Annotated in this window: 25 protein-coding genes; 16 read left to right on the top strand and 9 right to left on the bottom strand. The window is 48.4% G+C overall.

The features are described from left to right. The first annotated feature begins 14 nt into the window (after positions 1-14). Complete coding sequence (locus L2082_RS03200) at positions 15-1,487, top strand: transglutaminase-like domain-containing protein (protein WP_446008597.1); 1,473 nt, start codon at positions 15-17, stop codon at positions 1,485-1,487. A 243-nt stretch (positions 1,488-1,730) separates the two neighbouring features. On the opposite strand, the gene L2082_RS03195 is transcribed toward L2082_RS03200, so the two are convergent. Further along, a complete protein-coding gene (locus L2082_RS03195; protein ID WP_446008596.1) occupies positions 1,731-2,351 on the bottom strand; it encodes a PilZ domain-containing protein in 621 nt (206 codons plus the stop codon). Positions 2,352-2,721: 370 nt separating this feature from the next. Next, positions 2,722-2,874: a hypothetical protein gene (locus L2082_RS03190; protein ID WP_446008595.1), complete on the bottom strand. Its 153-nt coding sequence runs from the start codon at positions 2,872-2,874 to the stop codon at positions 2,722-2,724. Positions 2,875-3,452: 578 nt separating this feature from the next. Here L2082_RS03190 and L2082_RS03185 point away from each other — a divergent pair. Then, positions 3,453-4,718, top strand: a complete 1,266-nt coding sequence (locus L2082_RS03185; RefSeq protein ID WP_446010409.1) for a dicarboxylate/amino acid:cation symporter — start codon at positions 3,453-3,455, stop codon at positions 4,716-4,718. Beyond that, complete coding sequence (locus L2082_RS03180) at positions 4,715-5,560, top strand: substrate-binding periplasmic protein (RefSeq protein ID WP_446010408.1); 846 nt, start codon at positions 4,715-4,717, stop codon at positions 5,558-5,560. The genes L2082_RS03185 and L2082_RS03180 overlap by 4 nt, the downstream gene beginning before the upstream one ends. Positions 5,561-5,873: 313 nt before the next feature. Here L2082_RS03180 and recD2 read toward each other — a convergent pair whose 3' ends face one another. Continuing rightward, entirely contained in the window at positions 5,874-8,378 is a 2,505-nt protein-coding gene (recD2, locus tag L2082_RS03175; RefSeq protein WP_446010407.1) for an SF1B family DNA helicase RecD2, read from the bottom strand. A 453-nt stretch (positions 8,379-8,831) separates the two neighbouring features. Here recD2 and L2082_RS03170 point away from each other — a divergent pair, with 453 nt between their 5' ends. Both L2082_RS03170 and L2082_RS03165 read left to right on the top strand, forming a co-directional pair. Next, positions 8,832-9,644: an ice-binding family protein gene (locus L2082_RS03170; RefSeq protein WP_446011446.1), complete on the top strand. Its 813-nt coding sequence runs from the start codon at positions 8,832-8,834 to the stop codon at positions 9,642-9,644. 82 nt (positions 9,645-9,726) lie between these two features. Continuing rightward, complete coding sequence (locus L2082_RS03165) at positions 9,727-10,674, top strand: ice-binding family protein (protein WP_446011445.1); 948 nt, start codon at positions 9,727-9,729, stop codon at positions 10,672-10,674. A 205-nt stretch (positions 10,675-10,879) separates the two neighbouring features. Here the strand turns inward: L2082_RS03165 and L2082_RS03160 are convergent, their stop codons facing one another. Both L2082_RS03160 and L2082_RS03155 read right to left on the bottom strand, forming a co-directional pair. Beyond that, a complete protein-coding gene (locus L2082_RS03160; RefSeq protein ID WP_446010226.1) occupies positions 10,880-12,454 on the bottom strand; it encodes a response regulator in 1,575 nt (524 codons plus the stop codon). Between the two features lie 120 nt (positions 12,455-12,574). Beyond that, the gene (locus L2082_RS03155; protein WP_446010225.1) at positions 12,575-12,790 is read right to left on the bottom strand and encodes a hypothetical protein; all 216 of its coding nucleotides are present in this window, start codon (positions 12,788-12,790) and stop codon (positions 12,575-12,577) included. Positions 12,791-12,947: 157 nt separating this feature from the next. Between L2082_RS03155 and L2082_RS03150 the strand changes: the two genes are divergently transcribed. Next, on the top strand, positions 12,948-13,499 hold the full coding sequence (locus tag L2082_RS03150) for a YqgE/AlgH family protein (RefSeq protein WP_446010224.1): 552 nt from the start codon (positions 12,948-12,950) through the stop codon (positions 13,497-13,499). Positions 13,500-13,617: 118 nt separating this feature from the next. Beyond that, complete coding sequence (locus tag L2082_RS03145; protein ID WP_446011444.1) at positions 13,618-14,382, top strand: hypothetical protein; 765 nt, start codon at positions 13,618-13,620, stop codon at positions 14,380-14,382. 58 nt (positions 14,383-14,440) lie between these two features. Here L2082_RS03145 and L2082_RS03140 read toward each other — a convergent pair whose 3' ends face one another. Then, complete coding sequence (locus tag L2082_RS03140) at positions 14,441-15,796, bottom strand: glycoside hydrolase family 15 protein (protein WP_446010222.1); 1,356 nt, start codon at positions 15,794-15,796, stop codon at positions 14,441-14,443. Between the two features lie 306 nt (positions 15,797-16,102). Between L2082_RS03140 and L2082_RS03135 the strand changes: the two genes are divergently transcribed. The 9 genes from L2082_RS03135 to L2082_RS03095 all read left to right on the top strand — a co-directional run bounded on the left by L2082_RS03135 (position 16,103) and on the right by L2082_RS03095 (position 22,497). Then, positions 16,103-16,945 carry a hypothetical protein gene (locus tag L2082_RS03135; protein ID WP_446010221.1) on the top strand — a complete coding sequence of 281 codons (843 nt, stop codon included), beginning with the start codon at positions 16,103-16,105 and terminating at the stop codon, positions 16,943-16,945. Then, positions 16,938-17,138 (top strand): hypothetical protein, encoded by a 201-nt coding sequence (locus L2082_RS03130; protein ID WP_446010220.1) that lies wholly within the window; start codon positions 16,938-16,940, stop codon positions 17,136-17,138. Before L2082_RS03135 ends, L2082_RS03130 begins: the two co-directional genes overlap by 8 nt. Beyond that, entirely contained in the window at positions 17,135-17,284 is a 150-nt protein-coding gene (locus L2082_RS03125; RefSeq protein ID WP_446010219.1) for an MTH938/NDUFAF3 family protein, read from the top strand. Before L2082_RS03130 ends, L2082_RS03125 begins: the two co-directional genes overlap by 4 nt. Before the next feature lie 111 nt (positions 17,285-17,395). Then, positions 17,396-18,556 carry a M48 family metallopeptidase gene (locus L2082_RS03120; RefSeq protein WP_446011443.1) on the top strand — a complete coding sequence of 387 codons (1,161 nt, stop codon included), beginning with the start codon at positions 17,396-17,398 and terminating at the stop codon, positions 18,554-18,556. A 21-nt stretch (positions 18,557-18,577) separates the two neighbouring features. Continuing rightward, a complete protein-coding gene (locus tag L2082_RS03115) occupies positions 18,578-19,276 on the top strand; it encodes a TIGR00266 family protein (protein ID WP_446008862.1) in 699 nt (232 codons plus the stop codon). Between the two features lie 14 nt (positions 19,277-19,290). After that, positions 19,291-19,968 (top strand): TIGR00266 family protein, encoded by a 678-nt coding sequence (locus tag L2082_RS03110; protein ID WP_446008863.1) that lies wholly within the window; start codon positions 19,291-19,293, stop codon positions 19,966-19,968. A 19-nt stretch (positions 19,969-19,987) separates the two neighbouring features. Beyond that, positions 19,988-20,671, top strand: a complete 684-nt coding sequence (locus L2082_RS03105) for a TIGR00266 family protein (protein WP_446008864.1) — start codon at positions 19,988-19,990, stop codon at positions 20,669-20,671. Positions 20,672-20,811: 140 nt separating this feature from the next. Continuing rightward, entirely contained in the window at positions 20,812-21,342 is a 531-nt protein-coding gene (gene cobU / locus L2082_RS03100) for a bifunctional adenosylcobinamide kinase/adenosylcobinamide-phosphate guanylyltransferase (protein WP_446008865.1), read from the top strand. Between the two features lie 24 nt (positions 21,343-21,366). Continuing rightward, positions 21,367-22,497: an Rpn family recombination-promoting nuclease/putative transposase gene (locus tag L2082_RS03095; RefSeq protein WP_446008866.1), complete on the top strand. Its 1,131-nt coding sequence runs from the start codon at positions 21,367-21,369 to the stop codon at positions 22,495-22,497. A 105-nt stretch (positions 22,498-22,602) separates the two neighbouring features. On the opposite strand, the gene L2082_RS03090 is transcribed toward L2082_RS03095, so the two are convergent. The 3 genes from L2082_RS03090 to cmr5 form a co-directional block, all read right to left on the bottom strand. Continuing rightward, entirely contained in the window at positions 22,603-23,109 is a 507-nt protein-coding gene (locus L2082_RS03090) for a hypothetical protein (RefSeq protein ID WP_446011442.1), read from the bottom strand. Between the two features lie 93 nt (positions 23,110-23,202). Further along, complete coding sequence (gene cmr6, locus L2082_RS03085) at positions 23,203-24,447, bottom strand: type III-B CRISPR module RAMP protein Cmr6 (protein WP_446008868.1); 1,245 nt, start codon at positions 24,445-24,447, stop codon at positions 23,203-23,205. Then, complete coding sequence (gene cmr5, locus L2082_RS03080; RefSeq protein WP_446008869.1) at positions 24,434-24,883, bottom strand: type III-B CRISPR module-associated protein Cmr5; 450 nt, start codon at positions 24,881-24,883, stop codon at positions 24,434-24,436. Before cmr5 ends, cmr6 begins: the two co-directional genes overlap by 14 nt. Between the last annotated feature and the right edge of the window lies 1 nt (position 24,884).

Below are 24,884 nucleotides of genomic sequence, written 5' to 3'. Positions count from 1 at the left end.
TTGCTTAACCCACCATGCCTGTCCGAATATTGAAATTTTTTATTATCTGCTGTTGGCTCGCCCTTCTTGTTACCTTGGTGAAACGGGATTTTTTGATTAATGCTCTGAAGAGTGATGAGCAGGAGGTCTTGATTCAAGCAAAACATCAGCAGTACTATGGTGTGCATCTTCATGATAAGCGCATAGGCTATGTCATGGAAGATATCCGCCCTGACGGAGAAGATCGTTTGCGTGTCCGTCAGGAGGCCTCACTGCGTCTTAAGGTACTTAACTCAGTGCAACCGATTCGGATGGATCTCACAGCGACAGTGGGCAAAAGTCTCCAGCTCCGTACCTTTGAATTTCTTTTTTCTTCACCATTTTATACGACCAAGGCAGAGGGAGAAGTTCAGGGTAATACGGTTCACTTTACCTTAGATACCGGGGCCACAGTTATTCAGGATACTATCACTCTGCAAGGCCCACCTGTGTTGCCTTTGAATCAACGGGGTTATCTCTTGGGAGCAATGGATGAAAAAGGAGATAAAGTAAAGATTCCCTTTTTTGACCCTTTTTCCCTTGCTGCCCGATCTTCTGTGGTCACCTATAATGGCCAGGGAAAGAAGCTGTTGAACGAACGAATATACCATCTGCATCATTTTACAGAATCGTATTCAGGGATGCAGGTTAATTTTTGGCTGGATGATCAGGGCAAGGTTATCCAGCAGCGCTCACCAGCTGGTTTTGTTTTTCAGGCAGAACCTAAATTTAAAGCAATGGATATTCGGGATAGTGGCGATGAACTTTTGTCCACGGTTGCTGTGCAATATACAGGCAAGCTTTTTCAAAAAGATGCCCGGAAGGCGGTATTTCAGTTGCATTTACCAGAGGGAGCAGGGGTTGCACTTAATGGTGGGCGACAGCGTTTTGCCGATGGTCGTCTTGTCTTGACGCAGGAAATTTTTCCTCCGCTTTCAGAAGATAAAACAGGTGAGTCTCTTGACCTGCAACAGAGCTGTGGAGGAGATGGCGCAAATATCCGTGCCAGCCGCTATGTTCAGGCTGATGACCCGGCTATTAAGAAAAAGGCCAGAGAGATTGTTGGAGGTGTGACTGAGCCTGCACGTCAGGTCGCCCTGCTGGCAGATTGGGTGTACAAAGAAATTGAAAAACGACCGGTTATTGGTTTGCCTGATGCCCTCACAACCCTGAAGAGCGGCAAAGGGGATTGTAATGAGCATGCCGCCCTTTTTGCAGCTTTGGCCCGGAGTCTTGATATTCCCACGGCTATTGCTGCTGGCGTTACGCTTCAAAATGATGCCTTTTATTATCATGCCTGGAATGAGGTCTGTCTGGATGGGCAATGGATCAGTCTGGATACCACCGTTAATCAGCTCCCAGCTGATTTGTATCATATCCGTTTTACCCGTGGGGATCTGGAAGGTCAGCTTGCTATTGGGGCCTTAATCGGCAAGTTAGAGATTGAGATTTTGCCGCCTCATGAGTAACAGGAGCCTTTCCTATCCCTCCTCAAAAGGATGATTGCGGAGAAAAGATTGTGCCTTTGGGGGAGGATATGCGTGTCTGCCCGGCATAAAAGAAGTGGTGAACACACAGGTTCGCCACTACGACATGCGAAATAATGGGCAAGGTGTTTCTTGTTGAGTCCCTTATATTTTAAATTTTAACTGCCTGTGTTAGTCACCTGCTTGAGGTGATTTTACTGAGGGAGGTTTTTGGGTGCCTCTCGACTAAAAAAGATCAAGTATTTTTCTAAGTTTATTTCTCTTTGAAATAAAAATTCTATTGCAAACTAAATTATCACTAAAGCAGAAAAAATCTCGTCGTGCAATCTCATCCTTCAAAATAAGAGGATTAGTGCTGTGAGTGGAAATGTCAGATTTTAGAGCTTTGTAGCTAGCTGTTTTCATAGCAATAAATTCAACCCCGATGCCGCTGTCAGTCTTTCTGGTTATTACTCCAACACTACGGATAGCAGAATCTGAATAGCCATTCGCAGTTCTGATTGCTATTTTACAAATATCGCCTTTTGCTTGTTCGAATGAACCGTTAATAAAAAGACCGCTGAGGCTGATATTTTCAAGAACGCCATGATATTTTTTTTTAGAAAAATCAATATGTACTGCCCGTTGAATTGCTATCCGGGAAAATTTACGCTTATTCCCATTCCTCATCTCTCTATACGAGTTTTCAATATCTTGGAGCTCTTGATTCAACCTTTCAAGATAATAAAAATTAGTCTGATAAAGAAATGGATGACTGTCCCTATACGTATCAAGTGTTGCTTCAGTACAGCCTATCTTTACTTTTAACTCTTTAAGACGATTAAGCTTTGTTTTTGGGTCATTCATGATGAACTCGTGTATAACTTGAGAGTTGTTATAATCGTGAAAAGCCCAACACGATTATGAGATGTTATTTGAGCGTTTTTTGTGAAGATAAATTTCAGTGACAGTGCAACGAGTAATTTACCACATTCCTGATTGATTGATAACAACTATAATGAACCCATATTTAGGACAGCTATTTAAGGTAGATTTTTTCTAAAAATGGTGATTGCGATTTTGATCACTCGGCAACGAGTTTACAAGTTATACCGGGAAGATACAGTGACTATCATTTCGTGCATGTTTCATGATAAAAAATGAGGTGATGTATGAACAGCCGAGAAATACTATCATGGGCTTTAGCCCTGGTAGCTTCCTGAATCCCAGCGATAAATCAATGGGCTATGAACAAATGTCCCTTCATGATTAAGAAGTCCCAGAGGGACGAACCGAACATAGCCCACCGTTTTAACGGTGGTTGTATTTTTCTTTCCCCGGCAAGATATTCCGACTGACTGATGTGTTGCTGCTCCTGTGCCTGCATCATTGTGTCTCCTTTCTTAATGGTTACTGTTCCAAGACAACACGAAAAAGCTGCACCAGGCCAGTTTGCTGCTCTCTGCTGAGAAACCACGGAGCACAACGCAGGTTTTCAAGGCTGTCTGGAAAATAACCGTCGCAATAAATGCGAAAGACCGAATCTGCACTGAAGTGTACGCTCTGGTCTTTCAGCCACTGGCAACAGCCTCCTGGTTATGGTAGGTGATCTGCGGGACAATGCCTTTGAGTTTTTCTGTGTTGTGTGTGTACACAGGAAAAAAGTACGTTGAAGTCCTTGCAGGATGAAAAGTTTTTTGTTTAGGTGTAACCTGATAATAAATACCCCAGACAGAAAAAAAACACAACAATTCATCAATTCCAATCTGATAGAATCAGATTTCGCCTTCAGATCGTGGTGAGATCAGATCAGGTGATTGAAGGGGGCAAACTTGATGGTGTCGTAAAAAGATCGTTTTTTTTTCGGAATCTTATTCCGTAGTTCGCTGAATTGCTGTTAGCAATTCGCCATTTTCTGACTTTTTACTAAATCATCAAACTCGAATTCAAATAAGAAGAGTAAGGGGAATGAGTATTAAAAAATTACTGCTTGATCCCAAAACAGTTCTTATCGGAGTCTGTGCAGGATTCATTATAGGGCTGTTTATGAAGCCATTGGGAGCTGCACTGTTTCCGTTCGGCAGCATTTATGTGTCGTTTCTCTCGATGTGTCTGGTGCCTATTTTAATTACAGCTATTATTGAAGGTATTGCCGGGCTGCTTCGGGATCCAGACACACGGCTGCTGTTCAGAACAATTGCAGTCTACTATATATTCGGACTGATTCTGCCGTGCGCCGGTGGTATTTTCACTGCTCTGCTGCTTGGTCCGGGGGTGGATCTGGGAGCAGAGGCAGAAAAAAGTATCGGCGCATTGATTATTCAGGCCCCTGTAGAATCAGGACAGGAACTCGGTGTGCTCGACTTTCTTGCCACCATAATTCCTACGAATATCTTCGAAGCACTCAGCACAAACCAGGTGATGAGCATTGTTTTTGTCAGCATCTGCACAGGACTGGCTATGGGAATAATTGAAAGCAAAGGGATCGACCGGGCACTTGAGCTGGTTGAAACCATAAACGAAACTTTTATGCAGCTCTTCCGCTGGGCTATTGTCCTTCTTGCTCCCGGTCTTTTATTTCTGGTCGCCGGAGTTGTATCCAGGATTGATCCTAATACGCTTATTGCACTTGTCAAATTTGTTGTTATGTTTTATGCAGGAGGAGCCGTACTCATGATGCTGTACCTCCTGCTCTTCTGGGCCGCTGTGCGCGGCCCTCTGATCCCTGTATTGGCAAAATTGAGTAATCCCAATATGCTCGCACTCATGACCAACAATCCCGTGCTCGCTCTTCCCGTCACCCTGGAAACACTGGAGCAATCTTTTAAAATTGACCGGCGTGTTCCTGATCTGATTATTCCTTTTGGCATTTTTGCAAATCAGCACGGTGCGGTATTTCTGCTTTCCTTTCTCACCGTCTTTCTATCGCAAATCTATGTTATCGACTTGGGATTACAAGAATATATTATTATCGCAATCGGTAGTATAATTGCTGGCTCTACAGCGGTTGGAGGCGGTGCAGTACTGATCCCTACAGTTGCACCGATTCTGGGTGCAATCGGGATACCGACACCTGTAGCGCTGGTTGTTCTGGCAACTACAGATAACATCATTGGTCCGGTACGAACTGTACTCACATTGCAGGCGAATATTACTCTGACCGCTCTGACGACACGCAGCAGCAAAGAGGTGTCCGAGCCAGAGTACTGTCCCGAAATAACAGAAGAAACATGAAGAAAATAAATATATTGACAGCAGTATATCTCCTGCTGTTTCTGGTACACAGCTCTGTATCTTCAGGAACTGAAGGCTCCTCTTTTTCTGATATTCAACGAATACTGGATAACGACAGATTGCTTGTGGCAATACTCGCCAAGGATGCTCCTCCTATGATCATGACAGACTCTCAGGGAGGAATGACCGGTTTTGAAGCGGATCTTGCGCGGGATATCGGGGAAAAAATAGGCGTACCGGTCGAATTCATCCGCACTGCGGAAACATACGATGAGGTAATTGATATTGTTGCTCAGAAAAAGGCGGATATCGCTGTATCCTTTCTGAGCAGTGATGTTCGCCGGGCAAAAAAAGTACTCTTCTCAAAGCCATATGTAAAACAAAACCATAAATTTTTTTTTAACAGGGAGCTGTTTGTTCAGCTCAAACGTAAATACGGAATAGAATCTGTAGAGGAGATAGCAGCGAAACCGGGTGCTGCAACAGTCACGTTTGGAGTTCTGCAAGGCAGCGTTTATCAGGCGGCACTGCAAAGAGAGTTTCCCAGGTTACAGATCCAGCTCTATCAAACTCTTCCAGAAATCATGCAGGCTGTCAGAACCGGAAAAATTCTGGCTGGTTTGCATGGTCAGCTTCAGCTGGAATTCTTTATGCGTATGCATCCTGAAACGGCAATCTATGTCGGGATTGATCCGAAAGTAAGACATCCGAGCGACATCAGTATCGCAGTACGTCCGGATGCTCCCCATCTGCTGCAATGGATCAATATTTACCTGACCAACCAGATAGGTACACTTGATGTCATGTCAGTCGTGAAAAAATATCAGCAAATTTTACCTTAACGCTACTAAGATTGTTCGTTTTCTGTATGCATTCATACAGTTAAGTGGATCGTACGTAATTTCTCAATAATTGGTAATATTGAACGATTTCAAGAGGTTGCATGTCATGTTTTACGGGCGGTTTTATACGATGCCATTAGACGTGAATGCTCAATTATTTGATATATCAACTTTGCTTTTTGGCTCGAATTTTGCTAAAAGTGAGTTTTGTCGCTAGTGTAACATCCTGATTTTATTTGCTACCACCACTTATTGAGAAGTTACTTATTAACACAGCAACCACCCGAAAGAAATTATTTTCTGCACCCGGAGTTTAGAAATTTTCTCTCAGCAACTCCCTCAACGCCGTCTGCCGCAACCCCGTATCCTGATTATGCACAGCCATAGCCAGGGCCTTTCTCGTCCCGACAAACACGGCCAGTTTCCGCGCCCTGGTCAGGCCAGTATAGACCAGGTTACGGAAGAGCATCCGAAAATGCTGGGTCAGGACAGGTATAATCACGACCTCGAACTCCGATCCCTGGGATTTATGAATGGTAATAGCGTAGGCCAGCTCCAGTTCAGTGATCTGCTCGCGTTGGTACTCCACCTCCCGCTGATCCGGGTGAAAGCAGACCCGCAGGGTCATGGCCTCATTATTGACTGCAATAATCCTGCCGATGTCGCCGTTAAATACCCCCAGATCATAATTATTGCGTCGGTGAATCACCCGATCCCCGACCCGAAAGACCCGTTCCCCCACCAAAATCTCCGCCTTGCCCTGCCCACCCGGATTGACCGCCTGCTGAAGCGTATTATTGAGCGCAGCTGTGCCCAGGCTGCCCCGGATCATAGGGGACAAGACCTGAATTTCGCAGTCAGGGCCGCAGTATTTGGGGATCCACTCGGTGTAGAGCCGCTGCACCACATCCACCGCTGTCATGCCGTAGTAGAGGGATGACCAGGGATGCACCTTCTTGGCCACCACAGCCAGTTCTCCGGCCGGGCCTTCTGCTGTGGTCAGGGCCTGAAGATTTACATGCTGAAACTGTTCAGGGATCTCAAAACCCTGGTACGAGTTGTTCGGCCTTATTGTATCAACGGTATCAACAGGATCAGCGGCAAAGGGATCATCTTTGCCTGCTGCTTCCCGAGCCTCAATGGTTTGCAGATGCTGCCTGGTGCGAGCAATAAAGCTCAACTGAGCCTTGGTGGCCTCGTCTGAATCAATAAAAAAGCAATCTGCTTCCTGCCAGATCTCCGGTTGTTTAAAAGGCGAGGCAATCCGTGGGGATGTCCCTTGGTTGATCTGATGGGCATAGGTGATAATCCTGGATTCCCTGGCCTGGCGGAAGATGGTCTTCAGGGTGTGGGTGGGGATAACCCCGGAGGCGATCATATCCCGCAGCACGTTGCCCGCCCCTACTGAGGGCAGCTGATCCGCATCGCCGATAAAGAGGATGGCGGTCTCGTCAGCCACGGCCCGGAGCAGGGAGGCCGTCAGGCTGATATCCAGCATGGAACATTCGTCCAGAATGAGCACATCGGTCTGGAGGGGATTCTCTTCATTGCGCTTAAAGCCGGTGCCCTGAAATTCCAGGAGACGGTGGATGGTCTTGGCCTCTATGCCAATGACCTCGCCCATACGCTGGGCTGCTCTACCAGTCGGCGCGGCCAGCAACACGGAACGGCCCATAGCCCGGAGCAGGGCCACCAGCACCTTGGTGGTGGTGGTCTTGCCGCAGCCCGGCCCGCCAGTGAGGATGGCGCATTGATATCCGGCAATGGAGCGAACCGCAGCAGCCTGTTCAGCAGAGAGTAAAACCCCGGTTTGTTCAGCGTAGCGTTCCAGCCAGGAGGTAATCCGGGCCGAATCATGTTCCAGCGGGTGTGTCAGCCTGCGCAGGCGTTTGGCAACGTAGTCTTCATCGTAATACAGGCTTTTGGAATAATAGCAACGTTCCGGCTCCTGCATCGCGTCAGGGTTGGGATAGGGAATCAGGAGGCGGACTCGCAGGGCGTCATCCTGTTCCATCTCGTGGAGAAACAAGGCGATCTGATCAGTCAGGTTCATCTCCAGCAGCTTATTGACCTGCTTGCCAATCTGCTCCTGGGTGAGATAGCAATGCCCCTGTTCCCGACTGGCGGACAGGACATGACGAATGGCCGCTGTGATGCGCAGGGGTGAGTCCGGGGCAAAGCCGATGGACAGGGCCACCTTGTCAGCAGAGAAGAAGCCGATCCCGTAAAAGTCCGCTGCCAGCCGGTAGGGATTTTCCGAGACCAAGGCGATGGAGTTGTCGCCGTATTGCTTATAGATGCGCACGGCAAACAGGGTGGAGATGCCGTGGGATTGGAGAAAAAGCATCACATCACGAACGGCCCGGTGCTCCTGCCAGGCCGCGCTGATAGAGGTGAGCTTCTTTTCGGCAATGCCGGGAACCTCGGTGAGGCGTTGGATTCGTTCTTCAAAGACCTCCAGGGTGTCTTTGCCAAAATGACGGACAATCTTCTGCGCTGTCTTGGGGCCGACCCCTTTGATCAGGCCGGAACCGAGATACTTCTCCAAGGCCCCGGCAGAGGCCGGTTTCAGCTCTGTGGCTTCGTTGGCCTTGAACTGACGACCGAACTTGGGATGGACAGTCCAGGAACCGGAGAACTCCATAGTGGCCCCGGCAAAGACCTGCATCTGATGCACGGTGACTGTGACGGTCTCGCCGTGGGCATCAAAGGGGTTGACCCGCAACACCGACCAGCCGTTATCCCGGTTATGGTAGGTGATCCGCTGGACAATGCCTCGGACTTTTTCGGCTATATGGGCGGGCAGGGAAGGGCGCATCAGTTATCTCGGGCTGTACAGAAGGTCTGTCGGGTTGCTCTTTCTTGTTTCTATTTTTTCGAGCACACGGTTTGCTTATCATAAATAAATCAATTAATTGAGTCAATGATATTTTTTGTGTGCAGATGAGGAATGATAACCGTTCATCTTTTTTAAACTTCAGTTATTGTCATTGCAATAAATCGATTTCAAACTTCCTTTTGACTTATTTTGTAAAACAAAAAAAGCAGGATTGTTTCCATCTTTTTCCCAAAAAAGACATAAAAGGTAATTATTTTTAATAAAATTATTTACTATGTAATATTAAATTTTTTATGAAATATAGACAATACTACAGGATGTCTACAGTATATATTGCATTAGGATTACTACTATCGTTTAAGCGCAATATGAATGGCAATGTAATATTACAGATTGACAATAAAAATAATATGATTAGTTTTTATCGGCAAGATGTTAATTCTAAAATGGCAGGCAATAATGCCTGTCGCTTATTCATTTAGAATTACAACCATCAGGACAAGGATTGTTATGAACGTATTCAAAACGCATTCCAACAAGTTGTTTATTGCCGCAGTACTCGCCATTTTCGCAACCGGAGTAGCGAACGCCAGCGGTCCGGCACCGGTCGATTTGGGCGATGCCGAGGGTTTCGCCATTCTGAGTAAGACCGGCATCACCAATGTGTATCAATCAGAAATTGTCGGTAATGTCGGAACAAGTCCCATCACCGGCACATCTCTTCTTCTCACCTGCGAGGAAGTAACAGGGAAGGTCTACACTGTTGACGCCGCCGATAATCTGCCCTGCGCAACAGTTGACGCCACTTCCCTGACCTCGGCTGTAGGAGATATGGGGCTTGCTTACGACAATGCGGCAGGAAGGGTTTCTCCCGACTTCACTGAAATGGGTGCTGGTGAAATCGGTGGAATGACCCTCGTGCCCGGTCTCTACAGATGGAGTTCGGATCTTAAGATCAGCACGGATGTTACCTTGGCGGGTGGCCCGAACGATGTCTGGATCTTCCAGGTGGCGGGAAATCTGGAGCAGAGCAACTCGACGCAGGTGACGCTGGCTGGTGGTGCCTTGGCCAAGAATGTTTTCTGGCAGGTGGCTGGCTCGGTAACGCTGGGAACCGATGCCCACTTTGCAGGCATCGTCCTTGGTAAAACGCTGATCGCCGTGAACACGGGAACATCGGTTACCGGTCGATTACTGGCGCAGACCGCTGTTACCTTGCAGAAGAATGCAATTACAGCACCGTAAGGTTTGTGCGGTGTGTTGTATGGCAGTTGCTCTCTCGCCTGCTTTGGCTTGAAGGATTCAGTGGAAGAGTCGGTGATGGCAGGTGCGTTTGCCTGGAGAGACTGTGAAGTTCGGTTATTTTCTGATAAATAAAAATGGAGAAAAAGAGGGCAGGATGGAAAAAAAATATACGTTGTTCCAAGCAGCGGATCGGGCGAAACGGATGATGACAGGTCTGCTGGGACTACTCTTCGCGCTTGTTGTCCTGTTCTCCTCGGACTCATTTGCCGTTCCGGTCTCGACCACGATTACCAGCGCTGCTTCCGACCCGACGGTCTCCCGAGTTTCTCCGGTACCTTGGCTGTACTTGTTATTACTGAACAGCAACAGTACTCATCGCGGCCCCTCTCCGGTCGATCTGGGTGACGCAGGAACGTTCGCTATTCTGAGTAAGACCGGGATTACCAACGTGCCTCAATCCAGCATTGTCGGTAATGTCGGAACAAGTCCCATTACCGGCAAATCTCTTCTTCTCACCTGCGAGGAAGTAACGGGAAAGATATATACCGTTGACGCAGCTGGCCCTTCGCCCTGCTCGATAACTGATGCCACCTTTCTGACCTCGGCTGTGGGCGATATGGAACTCGCCTACAACGATGCCGCAGGGCGTATTCTGCCCGATTATACCGAGCTGAATGCCGGTGAAATCGGCGGATTGACCCTTGTGCCCGGTCTCTACAACTGGAGTTCGGATCTTAAGGTCAGCACGGATGTTACCTTGGCGGGCGGCCCGAACGATGTCTGGATCTTCCAGGTGGCGGGAAATCTGGAGCAGAGCAACTCGACGCTGGTGACGCTGGCTGGTGGTGCCTTGGCCAAGAATGTTTTCTGGCAGGTGGCTGGCTCGGTAACGCTGGGAACCGATGCCCACTTTGCAGGCATCGTCCTTGGTAAAACGCTGATCGCCGTGAACACGGGAACATCGGTTACCGGCAGACTGTTGGCACAAACCGAAGTCACCTTGCAGAAGAATGCAATTACAGCACCGTAAGGTTCGTGCGGTGTGTTGTATGGCGGTTGCTCTCTCGCCTGCTTTGGCTCGAAGGATTCAGTGGAAGAGTCAGTGATGGCAGGTGCGTTTGCCTGGAGAGACTGTGAAGTTCGGTTGTTTTCTGATAAATAAAAATGGAGAAAAAGGAGTGCTCACCCAATTTCGTCGTATTGGACCAAAGGGATAGAGGAGTGTTCGGTGCCCATCAATCGCATTGCCGGGCATGCTTTTTTCGAGACAGCAGTTTTTGCATCATGGGAAAAAGCTGTTCAACATCAACTGGTTTTTGAAGAGATGTATCTGCGCCTGCTTCAAGACATTTTTTTTGGTCGCCCTTTGAAGACTTTTCTGACAGGATAATAATCGGCAGGCTGGAAATAGATTTATTTTCTCTGATCTTCCCAATGGTTGTATGAGCATCTATTTCCGGCATAATGCAGTTTATCAGCATAATATCCACCTTTGGATCCTGAGCAAGCATATCCAAGGCCATGCCACCGTGTTCTGCAACGCTGACCTCCATGCCTTTGGTCTGCAAAGCAGCGGAAAGGGAAAAGACGTTCCGCATATCATCATCCACCAGCAGTACCTGTTTATCCTGCAAGACAGAATCCTCATTAGCCTCTTTTTCAGGCATTTCCGTAGTGGTACCTGACTCCTGTTCCTGCGTTGGTTCTTGCGCCCATTCCTGCTGTTGCGCCAGCTCTGCCTCATCTTGAAGCTGTTCTCTGGAGCAAAATTTGTTAAGGATAATGGGGGTTGAATATTTGTTTAGTTTTTCTTCCTCCTTCCAGGTCAGGTTGCGACCTGAGAAGATAATAACCGGTGGCACAGAGACATCTGGATCTTCTGATAACTCTCTGAGCAGCTCAATTCCGTTGTAATCAGGCAGATCCACATCCAGAACCATGCAGTCAATACTCTGTGTTCTGAGGATATTCCAGGCTTGCAAGTCGGTATTTGCCTCCAGTATCTCAATATTTCTGCTTTCAGCAAAATCAACCAGTATGCTGTGTATCCTGGTATCTTCTGTCATCATCAACAGCTTTTTGATCGGACCCTGATTCTGGTTTTCAGCACGACAGAATGCTGTAATAATGTCTCTCTGTTCCACAGGGATATTGACACCGATGGAGTCATTTTTTGAGTTATTCTCTGTATTTCTCGAATCAGTAGCCAGCTCAGCTGATTTTTGTTGAGTTGAGTATTGCTGATTTTCAAGGGGATTGGCTTCGCTGTCTTCCTGCTCTGCTGGTTCACGGGCGCAGGTACAGTTTTTCTTTGGCTGTTTTTTCTCTGCCTGCAGAGGGAGGAACAGGGAAAAGACGGCCCCTGCTTCGGGTTCACTACGGAGATGGATTTCACCGCCCAGTACGGTGGCAAGCTGTTTTGCTATGGAAAGCCCAAGCCCCATGCCTCCGTATTTACGGCCAGTTGAGCCGTCTGCCTGTTGAAATGCCTCAAAGACAGCCTCCTGTTTTTCCGCAGGAATGCCAATGCCGGTATCTGCAACGCTGACAGCAAGGGTCTTTGCAGGAACAAGGGTCTCTGAATGGAAACGAACATCTTCTGAAGCCTGGGTAAAAGCAAGGCTTATCTTGCCCTGTTCCGTGAATTTCAGGCTGTTGTCAATAAGATTTTTCAGGATTTGTTCCAGACGTCTCTGGTCGGTGAACAGAGTCGGAGGCAAGCCTGGATCAACAGAGACACGGAAGGCAAGTCCTTTGGCTGCTGCTGCATGGAGGAAAAGATTCTCCATATTGTCGGCCAGATCAGCCAATGCAACCTCTTGGACCTGTTTTTTTTACTATCCTGTGCGAAGAAAGAAAGTCAGGCACTTACTTGTATAAATACATATCATATCGGAAAACTTAGCGCAAAGAAATAAAAAAAATTATACTTATCTACTCCCTTTTTTTACTCCTGTACCTGTAACTATATTCTTAAAATTATGATTCAAGAATTCACTTTCCGCCGGAGTCAGGTCAAAACGGAGCTGAGCCTCAGTGATTACCTGATTACGTTGCTTGTTCGGTTTTTTTTGTGTAATCTCCCCAATCCATAGTACAGCTTTTTGTAAATTGGTTGACAGGGCTGCTGTGGGACGTTGTGTCATAGATCGTCTCCGTTCTTCCTTTTTGTATATTGTTTAACATACATTGTTTTATTTTGGTGCTTTTTTTTGTTCGCTCTATCTTACAAGTTCCCTCTTGACTGTCAATCATAAGCAATGCTAACATAAAGATATATAAAGAACCTTGGAGGAGAGCCAAATGGAAGATTTGAGCGGACATTTCATCATATCAACACCGCAGATGCCAGATCCACGATTTCAGGAACAGGTTATTTTACTGTGTGCGCATAATAAAGACGGCGCAATGGGAGTGGTTATTAATAAGCCGAATGAGGAGATTTCCATGATGGAGGTGCTGCTCAGCACCAATATTTCTTTGCCTGAAGGTCCATTGCCGCCAGTGTATAATGGAGGACCTGTGGAAATGGAGGCAGGTTTTATCCTGTACAGTTCGGATGATGAGGCAGGCAATGCGCTCAAAGTCAGTCCGGGTGTGTATCTTTCCCGGGAATCAAGGCTGCTGGAAAAAATATCCAGAGGTGAGGGGCCTGAAAAGTATATGTTTCTTCTGGGTTATGCAGGTTGGGGCCCAGGACAGCTGGAGGAAGAGTTAATGGATAATTCCTGGTTGACCGTGCCTGGTGATATGAATGTGCTGTTCAACACACCAGATGATATGAAGTGGAAACAGGCAGCCCTTCGTTATGGCATTAATATTTCTATATTCAGCAATATTGTTGGTAATGCCTGATGAGCCTGCCGTATCCAGTCGGTACCTGACGTTTTCTTTTTTCCCATCTTGTTATAACCTCTGGGCCTTGCACAGAGGTTCTTTCTGAATTTTTCTAAAGTAGAAGGAGGTATGTGCTGTGAAGAAATTTTTTTTCTTGCTGGTCGGTTTGGTCCTGCTTTTTGGTCATCCTGCTGCAGCAAAGAACATCAGCGTGGAAGTGGTTGCTGATCAGGGAGGTATCTTGCCGACATATCCTGTCAGCTCCTCGCAGGGGAATTACCGGGCCTATGTGCAGGCGGAACGCAATGCCCGGTATGGCGTGCGGATCAGGAATCATACCAACAGGCGGATCGGTCTGGTGGTGACAGTGGATGGCCGCAATATCATTTCCGGGAAAAAATCCCACCTGCGCAACACAGAAAGGATGTATGTTCTTGCCCCCTATGGTGTTGGGGTCTATCGCGGCTGGCGGACCGGAAGGGATAGAGTCAATCGCTTCTACTTCACTGAGCCGAGTGATTCCTATGCCGGTGCCTGGGGCGATCAAAGTGCAATGGGCGTGATAGCTGTTGCCGTGTATGCAGAAAAGCCGCGCCCTGTTTTTCGTCCCTCAGCCCGACCGCGTCTCTATTCAGCCCCCTCCCGCTCCCGTGCCCGTGAATCTGTTGGAGCTGATTCTGCTGCCGGAACCGGATACGGTGAGGGAGAGCATTCTTCTTCTGTTCAGGTGGAATTCCGTCCAGAAGCTTATGCCCTGGAAAAACATTTTTATAAATATGAGTGGCGCGAGACCTTATGTCGCAAGCAGATCATTTCCTGTGCGCCGAGCTATCCCCGGCAACCACGGAATCGTTTCTGGCCAGATGATGGTTATGCGCCACCTCCGCCGAGGCGTTATTAAGCACCCTCTCTCCATGCCTGCTGTCCCTTCGTATCCCTGTCTTGAAGGGGCAGAAGGTTCATGTACCGACTTGTACCGATTTAGTAAGCCAGTAGAGGGCCAGCTTTAAATTGGCTTGTGCCCATTGAAGCGGGACATGGTCATTAGGGACAAGCCGCCCTTTCTCGTAGAAATAAGACTCTGGGCAAAGAAGACCTGAGTCTTCCTTTTGTTTCTTTGGCTTCAGCCACCCAAAAAGAGTGCTCAGAATGCCTGTGTTCTTCTTGGCTGTCAACTGTCCAAGGCTACGGTTCAGGTACCTGATCTGCTCATTCCACTCCTCTGTTCCACCTTTGCGATGAAGTACCCGCATCCCGTGAATACAGGAAATAATGGAATCAAAGATGCACCACTGGGCCTTCATGCCCTCCTGATGGTACTTGTCACGGTGCAACAAATTGTTGCTGAAATCAGTACTGCGAACACCCTTTATAAAAAGTTCTCTATAATCTGGGCACCAGTACGAATCTTTGAGATAGCGTCGAATACCAATCTCTCCTTGAAGAGCAGATTTAACATCTGTCAATATTTGCACGGCTTGATCCTGAGAAACCACTTCCAGAGGATAGATTAAAAAAAGTAATGCGGCGTCATATCGTCGTTTCGTTTCAGCACCTCTTGATTCATAGGGCAGTATTTTGTTCAGGGCCTCTGTCCCTTTTGTTTCGAGATTATTCAAGAACTGCTCGTTGACTCCATGATTGGAAAGCGGTTGCCGCTCGTACAGACCTTGATCCGAACAAAGCTTCCTCATCTGGCGTAGTCCTGCGACAACTGCACCAATTGAGGATGCACCTATTCTGCGATACTCCTCCCAGTGACCACTATCACAATCTTCCCAATAGGATATAGCCTGGAGATATACTGCGAGAAGCGCAAGGGTCTCCAGTGAACTATCATTAATTCCAGCTGGTCGTTGTGCTGCTGTCTTGCAATAGAACCAAATAAAATAGCCAAGCGCATCATTTTGAGCATGAGCCCACTTTTCCTCCAACATCTCTAAAGTCTGCCCGTTAAATCGTATATGGGGCCTATTCATAGGGTCTTCAGCAAGAGAAGGATCATTGATGACCTGCCGAATGCGGTCTTGCTGCGTCGCAAAAAACTTCATAAGAGCATCGGCTGTCGTCAAGGCTGTCTGTGTTGCTCCCCAGACGAAGTGGGCATAGGCAATATGCACATTATCTCTTACCCAAGCGTGTTGATAACCGCTTATATCATCCTCCTCTGCTTGTCCGACAGCCGGAAAAAGACCATTCTCCAGGCAGGTGAATTCGAACGTACCAGCTTCCGTGAGATATGTTTCCAAGCGTGCAATATCTTCATTTCGATATTGTTCTTGTACGTACCGCTGCTGGATATCTGCATTCTGCATCAGAACAGGTGTATTCCTTTTTATTATGCTTGACGCTTTGTTTTGATTCATTTTAGTACGTTGCGTAATAATGTTTGCTCTGTATTTTTCCCGGAACCGGCTTGGTACCTTCATATACTGTAAATATATTGCCGGACAAAGGCAATGATTATCCGGTTTGCTGTGGGGGGCTTTTTGTTCACCCTGTGGGAGGATTCCGGGACTGGAAAGAATGGGGTTGAAGGTTGGGGGATGTGGTGGTAAACAAAGTGGATTAGTGAACAGAGGCTTGCCCCAATTTTCTTCAAACAACAAAAGAGATACAAAATGAATGATACAGGCACCGTTGAGGTTTATTATCAGATAAAAAATATTCCATACACTGAAACAAAACGGGATTGGGAAGATGCTTATTTATCGTATCATTTTGTGATAAATGAGACTGGAGACGGTGAACTAAAAATCAGCAAAAATAAAATTTTGCCGGATGAGATAGAAGATGCAATTTCTTCTATAGAGGAACAAACCAACTCTTGGTTCATGTTTTATAAATTCAAATCATCACATTACAATGTATCTTTTGAGAAAAAAGAACAAAAATATAGCGTAGAAAATTTAGGATGCCTTCCTCTTAACGAGAGAATTACGGTTGACATGATAAAGTGTTGGATGTCGGGCGGTAACTCTTTAGATGTGGATATTACTGTACCAGTCTTTAATTCTGATGGTGAATCATCAAGAGGTGAATTCCCCGATCTAAGTAGATTTAATAATATTGACGAGATATTAAAACGTTCTTTGTTCACTTACATTCAAACGAAAGAGCTGAGTCTATTATCTGAAAACTATCCTGATGATATGTTAAAAAGGTGGTTTTTGATTCTTGAGGAAATAGAAGAAAATACCGGGAATATAGATTATCAAAATATAAAACGAGCAAGACATTTCGTTTCTCATAGTATGTGTGATACGAAAAGCGGAAGAAAAGTTATAGATTTTCTTAAAAGAGAACTGGCTGAGGCAGTTTATACCAATTCAGAAAATAATGAAGAAGCCCGTTTTGACAGAGGCAACCAGAAACATATTGAATTTGTCCAAAAATATGCAGTGAAGGCCGAAGAAAGAGCGAGGCAACTCTTGATGCAGCAATTAGAGCAACACCATGATTGATGCCTACTCCTTCGGCTGCATGGAAATCAACAGCAGGCCCTACCGCAAAGACCTGATGATCCTGCCGGACGGCACAATCCTGCATCCCTGGTGGCGCAAAACCGGACACACCCTTTCCCTGACCGACATTCAGGAAATTATTATACCGCCGCCCCGGATATTCTTGTCATCGGAACCGGCAGCCCCGGCATGATGCAGCCGGAACAAACTCTATCCAACGAACTCGAAAGCAGAGGCATTGCAACCAAGGCCATGCCCACCAAAGAAGCCGTACAGGAATATAACGCTCTGCATGAGCAGGGCAGGAAGGTTGCGGCTTGTTTTCATCTCACCTGTTGAGCATCCCCCCACCTCATCCCAACAAATTCACTCCACATTCCCTCAAAATTCTGTTAAAATGATAAATCAGACTACCCCGGAGCAATTGGAGCCAGTCCGTTATTGACCACTATGAACTACCAAGCACACGCGCTGCACAGCGACTTTGAACGGGGCCGGAAAAGCGGCTTCATTACCGTTGATACCGATGCCCTCACCTTCCAGACCGGGGACACCTCTGTCACCCTGCCTGTACAGGGCCTGGAGATCAGCCTGGGCGGTGCAGGCAACCGCCTGATCTATTTCCGCCATCCTGCCCATCCTGACTGGACCCTGTACTCGGCTGACCAAAAGATTTTGGAGGACCGCTTTCTGGTCAGGAACCCGGCCTGCGTTGAAGCGGTTAGAGCCATCAAAAAGAGGCGGCTGTTCAGCATAAGCTCGGTGGCGGTTTTTTTCTTTTGCATCGCGCTCTGCGCAGTCGGGGCCTATTTCGGTCTGCACCTGCTGGCCAGGGTGGCCGCAAACAGTGTTCCGCCGCAATATGAAGCAAAGATCGGCAAGAAGCTGTTCAGTCTGGTCACAGCGGACAAGCGTTTTCTGGATATGCCGGAGCAGCTTACCACGATTACCGGCCCGCTGACCCAGGCGGTTGCGGACAAAGACTTCAGCTTTGATTTTTATCTGATTGAGGATTCTTCCATCAATGCCTTTGCCCTGCCCGGCGGCAGGGTGGTGATCCACTCGGGCCTGCTGCTCAATGCGGCCTCGGCAGAAGAGGTTGCAGGCGTACTGGCCCATGAGATCAGCCATGTGACCCTGCGCCACCATATCCGGGGACTGGTCAGCCGGGCCGGGACGGTCCTGCTCGTGCAGGCGGTTTTCGGGGATGCCTCGGCCCTGCTTGCCACCCTGAGCGAATTGGGCGGCAATCTTTCCAGCCTGAAAAACAGCCGCGCCTTTGAGCTGGAGGCGGACCGCAGGGGCTGGGAGCTTCTGAAACGGGCCAAAATTAATCCGCACGGCATGATCAGTTTTTTTCAGACCCTGAAGAAGGAGCAGAATGTCCTGCAAAAACAGATTGAAGACAATTTCAGCTTTCTGAGCACTCATCCGGGCACGAATGAGCGGATTCAGGTGCTGAACAGACTCTGGCAGGAGGAGGTCCAAACGCTCCAGAGGCACAGGCTACAGATTGATTATCAGCAGGTACAACAGGAAGTGGAGGCAGCAGTCAGGGAGGCGCACCGCAAGGAGCAGGACAACAAGGGCAGCGGTGGCCCGAATCCATAAAACCAGCAACAAGGAGGCGGCATGAAAACAGAACTTGCAGGAAAACCGGTCTTTGCCTACGGGCATGTGGATCTTGAGCCGGGAGAGAGCATTATTGCGGAATCAGACGCCATGGTCAGCATGGATGCGGACCTGGACATGAAGGCCGGGCTGAACGGGAATGTCTTTTCTGCCCTGTGTAAGAGATTTCTCGGCGGGGAAAGCCTGTTCGTCAATACCTTTACCAATCTCGGCGGGGAAAGCCTGTTCGTCAATACCTTTACCAATAATACCAAAGGAGTGAAACGGGTGACCCTGACCCAGGCCACCCCAGGAGACATCCGAACACTGGAGCTGAACAATGAAAGCTACTGTCTCCAGCCCGGTGCCTATATCTGCTCCACACCGGGAGTCAAACTGGGGGTCAAATGGGCCGGGTTCGCCTCTTTTATTGGCCGCGAAGGGCTGTTCAAGCTCCAGGTCTCCGGGACCGGCACGGTCTGGTTCGGGGCCTATGGCGGTCTGCTGGAACGGGAGATCAACGGGGAATACATCGTGGATACCAGTCATCTGGTGGGCTATGAACCGCAGATGAAACTCAAGGTTCAGCTGGCTGGTGGTCTTTTCTCCAGTTTTTTCAGCGGCGAAGGCCTGGTCACACGGGTCACGGGCACAGGCAAAATTGTTGTCCAGACCCGCAGTATCTCCGGGCTGGCTGGCTGGGTGAACCGAAGTCTTTAACAGGGGGAAGAAACATGGATATCAAGATACATTACAGGCCCGGCTCTTCAGCGGCCCTTGTCAGCATGCAGCCGGGAGAAGTCCTGACCGCAGAGGGCGGTGCCATGATCACCATGAGCGGCGATATGGATATCAGCACCACGACGCATAAGAAAGGTGGTGGCGGCATTGCCAAGGCACTCAAGCGCATGCTTTCCGGAGAGAACTTTTTTCTTAACCATTTTACTGCCGGCGAAAAGGGTGGCAAGGTCTTTCTCGGCACGGCCCTGCCCGGTGATATGATGGACTATGAGCTGGACAACGAACGCCTGATTGTCCAGGGCGGCTCCTATGTGGCCTCGTCTGAAGAGGTGGAGGTTGATTTCGGCTGGCAGGGCTTCAAGTCCATGCTCTCCGGCGAAGGCATGTTCTGGCTCAATATCAGCGGCAAAGGCAAGGTGCTGATCAACTCCTTTGGCGCAATCTATCCGGTCAAGGTCAAAGGCGAATACATTGTGGATACCGGTCATATTGTGGCCTTTAATGAAACCCTGGATTTCACCCTGATCAAGGCCGGAAAGAGCTGGGTTTCTTCCTTTCTTGGCGGCGAAGGACTGGTCTGCAAATTCAAAGGCCACGGCACGGTCTGGTGCCAGTCCCATAATCCAGGCTCGTTCGGTCATGCCCTCGGCCCTTCCCTCAAACCCCGTTAAGACTTGTCAGGAGATTATCATGGAGACAAAACGAACAGATTTTCCCTTCAAACTCGAATGTCAGCCTGACTTCGCCTTTCTGACCGTGACCATTCCCGGCGGCCAGACCCTGAAGGTGGAGGCGTCAGCCATGGCAACCATGGATACCAATATTGCCATGAAGACCAAGTTTAAAGGCGGATTCAGCCGCTTTCTTACCGGCGAATCCCTGTTTATCAATGAGTTTACAGCAGAACACGCTGACGGCGAGATATCCATTGCCCCGCCTGCACCGGGGGACATGGCCCATGTCTATCTGGACAACGAGTCCATCTTTCTCCAGAATTCCGCTTATGTGGCCTCTTCCATGAGCATTGAGGTTGAGAGCAAATGGCAGGGCCTGGTCAAGGGCTTCTTTTCCGGTGAAAATATGTTTCTGATCAAATGTTCCGGCACTGGTGACCTCTGGTTCAACAGCTATGGCGGTATTATCGCCCAGAATGTGAACGGGGAGTTTGTGGTGGACACCGGCCATATTGTCGCCTTTACCCAAGGGCTTGAGTATACGGTTTCCAGTGTGGGCGGTTATAAATCCCTGTTCTTTTCCGGTGAAGGACTGGTTTGCCGGTTTCGCGGCCAGGGAAAGGTCTGGATGCAAACCCGGCAGCTCCCGGCCTTTCTCAGCTGGGTCTGGCCGTTCCGACCAACAAAGAATAACAATTAGCGAGCAGGCGCAGGGCTGAGTCCGGCTGATACTTGCCAGAACCGTTGCATTGTGTAATAATGTACCTCTAACGACAGATAAGGGGTAAGATATGACGCACATACTTCTCTCTTCAGGAAAGCGGAAAGTACGAGAAAGCAATGATAACCCTTATCACCGGCGGCAGCCGCTCCGGCAAGTCCGCCTTTGCCCAGCAGGAGGCTGAGAAAATCAACGCCCCCCGCCTCTTTATCGCCACCTGCCCCCGCATCGACCCGGAAATGGACGGGCGCATTCTCCGGCATCAGCAGGACCGGGAAGGGTTGGGCTGGCAGACCGCAGAGGTGCCGGTCCGCCTTACTGAAGAGCTGGACCGCACCCCTGCCGGAACCACAGTCCTCATTGACTGCCTCACCCTCTGGATCAATAACCTGATGTACCAGGCAGAGCAGAAGGAAAAAGAGATCAGTGAAGATCAAATAACCGCTCTTGCAGAAGAACTGGCCCGTGCTGTTCGTCAACACCAAGGGCAGGTCTTTCTGGTCACCAATGAGGTGGGTCTGGGCATTGTCCCGGATAATCCGTTGGTTCGGCGTTATCGTGATCTGGTGGGACGCTGCAATCAGGTCATTGCCGCTTTTGCGGATCAGGTCTTTCTGGTGAGCTGCGGAATTCCGATGCGGATCAAATAACCTGCGTTTGCAGAGGTGCCCCGTATGCCTGCCCTCGTACCGCCACCCCGGTGTAAAATCGGGCGACCAACCGGTCGCCCCTACGCCTTACCTGCAATCATTTCAGAATTCCCGCCTCTTTCCTGCTTGCCGATCCTGACGGATATCTGTTATATTCATCATGTGAGTTCTGTAACCAATCCACACGACCATGTTTTTCGGCAGACCTTCGGGCAGCCCGAGGTGGCGGCAGGCTATTTCCGTCATAATCTTCCGGAAGAACTGCTGGAGCATATTGATCTGGAAACGCTGGAGCGGATTCCAGATACCTTTGTTGATCCCGAGCTGCACCCTTCGGCATCCGACCTGCTCTACACCGTGGATTACACGCCCGTACAGGGCGGCGAGACAAAAAAACTCCTGCTCTATCTGCTCCTTGAGCACAAGAGCTATGCCGACCCCATGACCGTGTTTCAGGTTCTGCGTTATATGGTGCGTATCTGGGAAGAATACTGTGCAGCACATCCCAAGGCAACAACGCTACCGCCTGTGTATCCGATGATCATCTATCACGGGCCACGACCCTGGCAACATCCGGTGAATTTTCATTCTCTGTTCACGGTTCAGGAACCGGCTCTGCTGTCGCATCTGCCGGAATTTTCTCCGGTGCTTCAGGATTTTTCCCGGCTGGACGACCGGGATATCCGGGGCGGGGTGTCGGCCCGGACTGTGCTGCTGACCCTGAAACATGTTTTTCGTGACGATTTGCCGGAGCGGCTGCCGGAAATACTGGCCCAGGCTCAGGAAATGCTGAAAAATGAAAACGGACGCGAGATTATATTCACCCTGCTCTATTATCTCACCGAGGGCACGGGCAAACTGGACGAAGAAACACTTGAAACAGTTCTGGAAGATTCTGTTCACGGAGGTGGTATCATGCAGTCTTTTTTAAAGAAATATTATGATCAGGGGCTTGAAAAGGGTATGCAGCAGGGTGTGCAGCAAGGAATGCAGCAGGGAGAACAGCTACTCCTTTCACGTCAGCTAAGGAAACGCTTCGGAGACCTCCCTGAATGGGCAGAGCAGATGCTGAAAGAGGCGTCAGGCAGGATGCTTGAGGTTTGGTCCGAGCGCATTCTCATCGCTACCACCCTTGAGGATGTCTTTGCCGAATAGCGGGACAGGAGGAGGTTTTGATTTTTGTTTGAAACAAGGCCTCAGTCTTTATGCCTGTGGCCTTGGAGGGGAAGGGGAACCGGCTGTATCAGAGACCGGAGAGCGTTATACAATTTTCAATGTGTTTAATAGGATAATTGCAAGACGATGTGTTGTATTGGCTACATCGCAATAAATATATTCATTGAATATTGTCCAATGCTCTGATTTTTGTATCTCTCTTTGATCGGCAAATATGATAATAGGGACGGATGGTTTTGCCGACTCAAAAAGTTCTTTATATCTAGTATAGTCAGTATCGTAGCCAACGATATAAACAGCATTTTTATTTATCGGTTGCAATATTTTTGTGGACATTGAGATGTCTTTAACTTCTCCAGCTATATTAAATACATTCAAATCAATCAGTTTCTTTCGTTCAGCTTGCAGGTCATGTTTGCCTGATGTTTTCAGAAAGTATACTTCTCTTTTTAGATTTTTTCTAAACCGCCATTGGACTTTTATATACCTTCTGAAATAAAAGAAAAAACCACCTAGTAAAACGGTTGCTATCCAGTGCAGGAGAGCAATGCTCCCCAATGTGCTCCAGATCGTTTGAAAGAAGTTATTCATGTTCTGTTCCTCGTACAGGTGATGATTAATCAGCTTTTAATCTAGCACGTTACCCTTATCTTTTTAAATATAATCCTTTCGGTATAGCCGGGGTTATTCGTCGTCTTTTGTTTTCAGCAATGCCTTTGCTGCGTTCAGTCTCTTTTGCCTGATTTTTTTGTCCAATAATGGGACAGCACGTTCAATGCTCCTCAGTGCCTCCTGTCTATCAGCGACCTCTGCGTCGGGCCACTTATTGTGTTTCAAAATTTTTTTAAGTTGTCCCTGAAGGTCACTCCTGATATTTTTTGCAGCTGGCCCCATCTTGTTGGTAAGATTGTCATGCTGATCTAATAACGTATTGAGTTCATGGGTAAGTTGTTTCTCTGGAGTCAAGCTTGAAAGCCACGCAGCCTCTTTTTCGGCAGCAATTTTTTCCTGCTCTGCTTTTTCATCGGCTACCCGCTGGGCCTCCTTTTTTGCCTCTTCAGCGGCAATTTTATCACGCTCCTCCTTTTCTCGTGCTTCTCTTTCTTTTCGTCGCTCTTCCTCCTCAACAAAATACCCATACCCGGCAGCAACCTTCCCGCCGATACCATCCGCTTCCAGGGCTAACGTGAGAAACTTCATACCCAGTTCCGCCCATTGCTGCGCACCTTCCACGACAAAATAAAAGCTCCCCTGTACCGCTAATTGCTGATTGGGATTAGGTGATTCCATATCAGGATGGGGAGCAATTTCTCCTTGATTTTTATAGTATTCCACTGCATGGACAGTGACGATTTCCGGGGCATAAGGCTTATCTTCGCAACCGCCTTCCTGTTTGGGAATCCACCAGGCATCGTGGAAGATCAGGTAGCCGGTATCGGCTTCAGTTTCCGGGTGTTTGGGATCATTGCAGTCCGGCCCGAACAGAACATTGACGATATCCTGACTCATACCGTATTCACCTTTATCGGCATACTGTTTTGCCTTGGCGCGGGCCAGTCCCTTCAGAGCCGAGCCGGGAATATAGGGCATCCCATACACCGGGTGGCGGCAGACCTGGGTTTCCAGGACATGGGCCATGCCCAAACCGATGAACAGGCGGGTTCCGTCAAGTTGGCCAAACCAGCGGGCGAAGCGATTTTTATCCGCAGTTTTTCCAAGCCAGCGGCGGTAAGCTGCTTTGTAAACATCTGAGACCGGGATGTCGCAGACAATTCTGATGTGATCGCCTATGTCTTCGCCCCGTTCTCCATCTTTTTCAGCATTCCATTCCTCAAATCCCTTATCAAAGAACAGGCCGGGATTGTCCCACTTTTTCCCTTCCTTTATCAACTCAGGAAGGACTTGCCGTCGCATTTTAATCGCCGTCATGGTTTCCTCTGTCCGTTGTTTCTTCTATGGAAGTCCCTGTGGCATCGATCTTTAATACGCTCTCAACAAAGCGTCGGTACCAGAGAGCCACTTCCAGGCAACGACGGGTATGGCGCATGTAGCTTTGCAGATCAGCTCTTGCAAGATCCTTTAGGATGTTAACCTGATCCGGTTCACTGTTTAAGTTTAATGTCGCTAAGATATGGTCAAGAAACAGCCCTTCAGCCGTGTCTCTCGTGTTCTGTCCAGTTTCCGCCTTTGCATGCGCCTTGCCCGCATAAAAAGCAAGGGTCTGCTGGAGGCCATTCTGTCGGATCAAAAAAGGAAAACGATGGACAGCGGTGGCGTAGCTCTTCTTAAACTCTTCTTCTTGTTCCAGGACGTTCTGAACATCTTCCAACGCCTGCAAAGCATCCTGCTGTTGTCGTGTCTGCATG

This window comes from Candidatus Electrothrix sp., assembly GCF_052785085.1.
The sequence above is the reverse complement of the archived record's forward strand: the minus strand, read 5'-3'. Positions and strand labels throughout refer to the sequence as shown.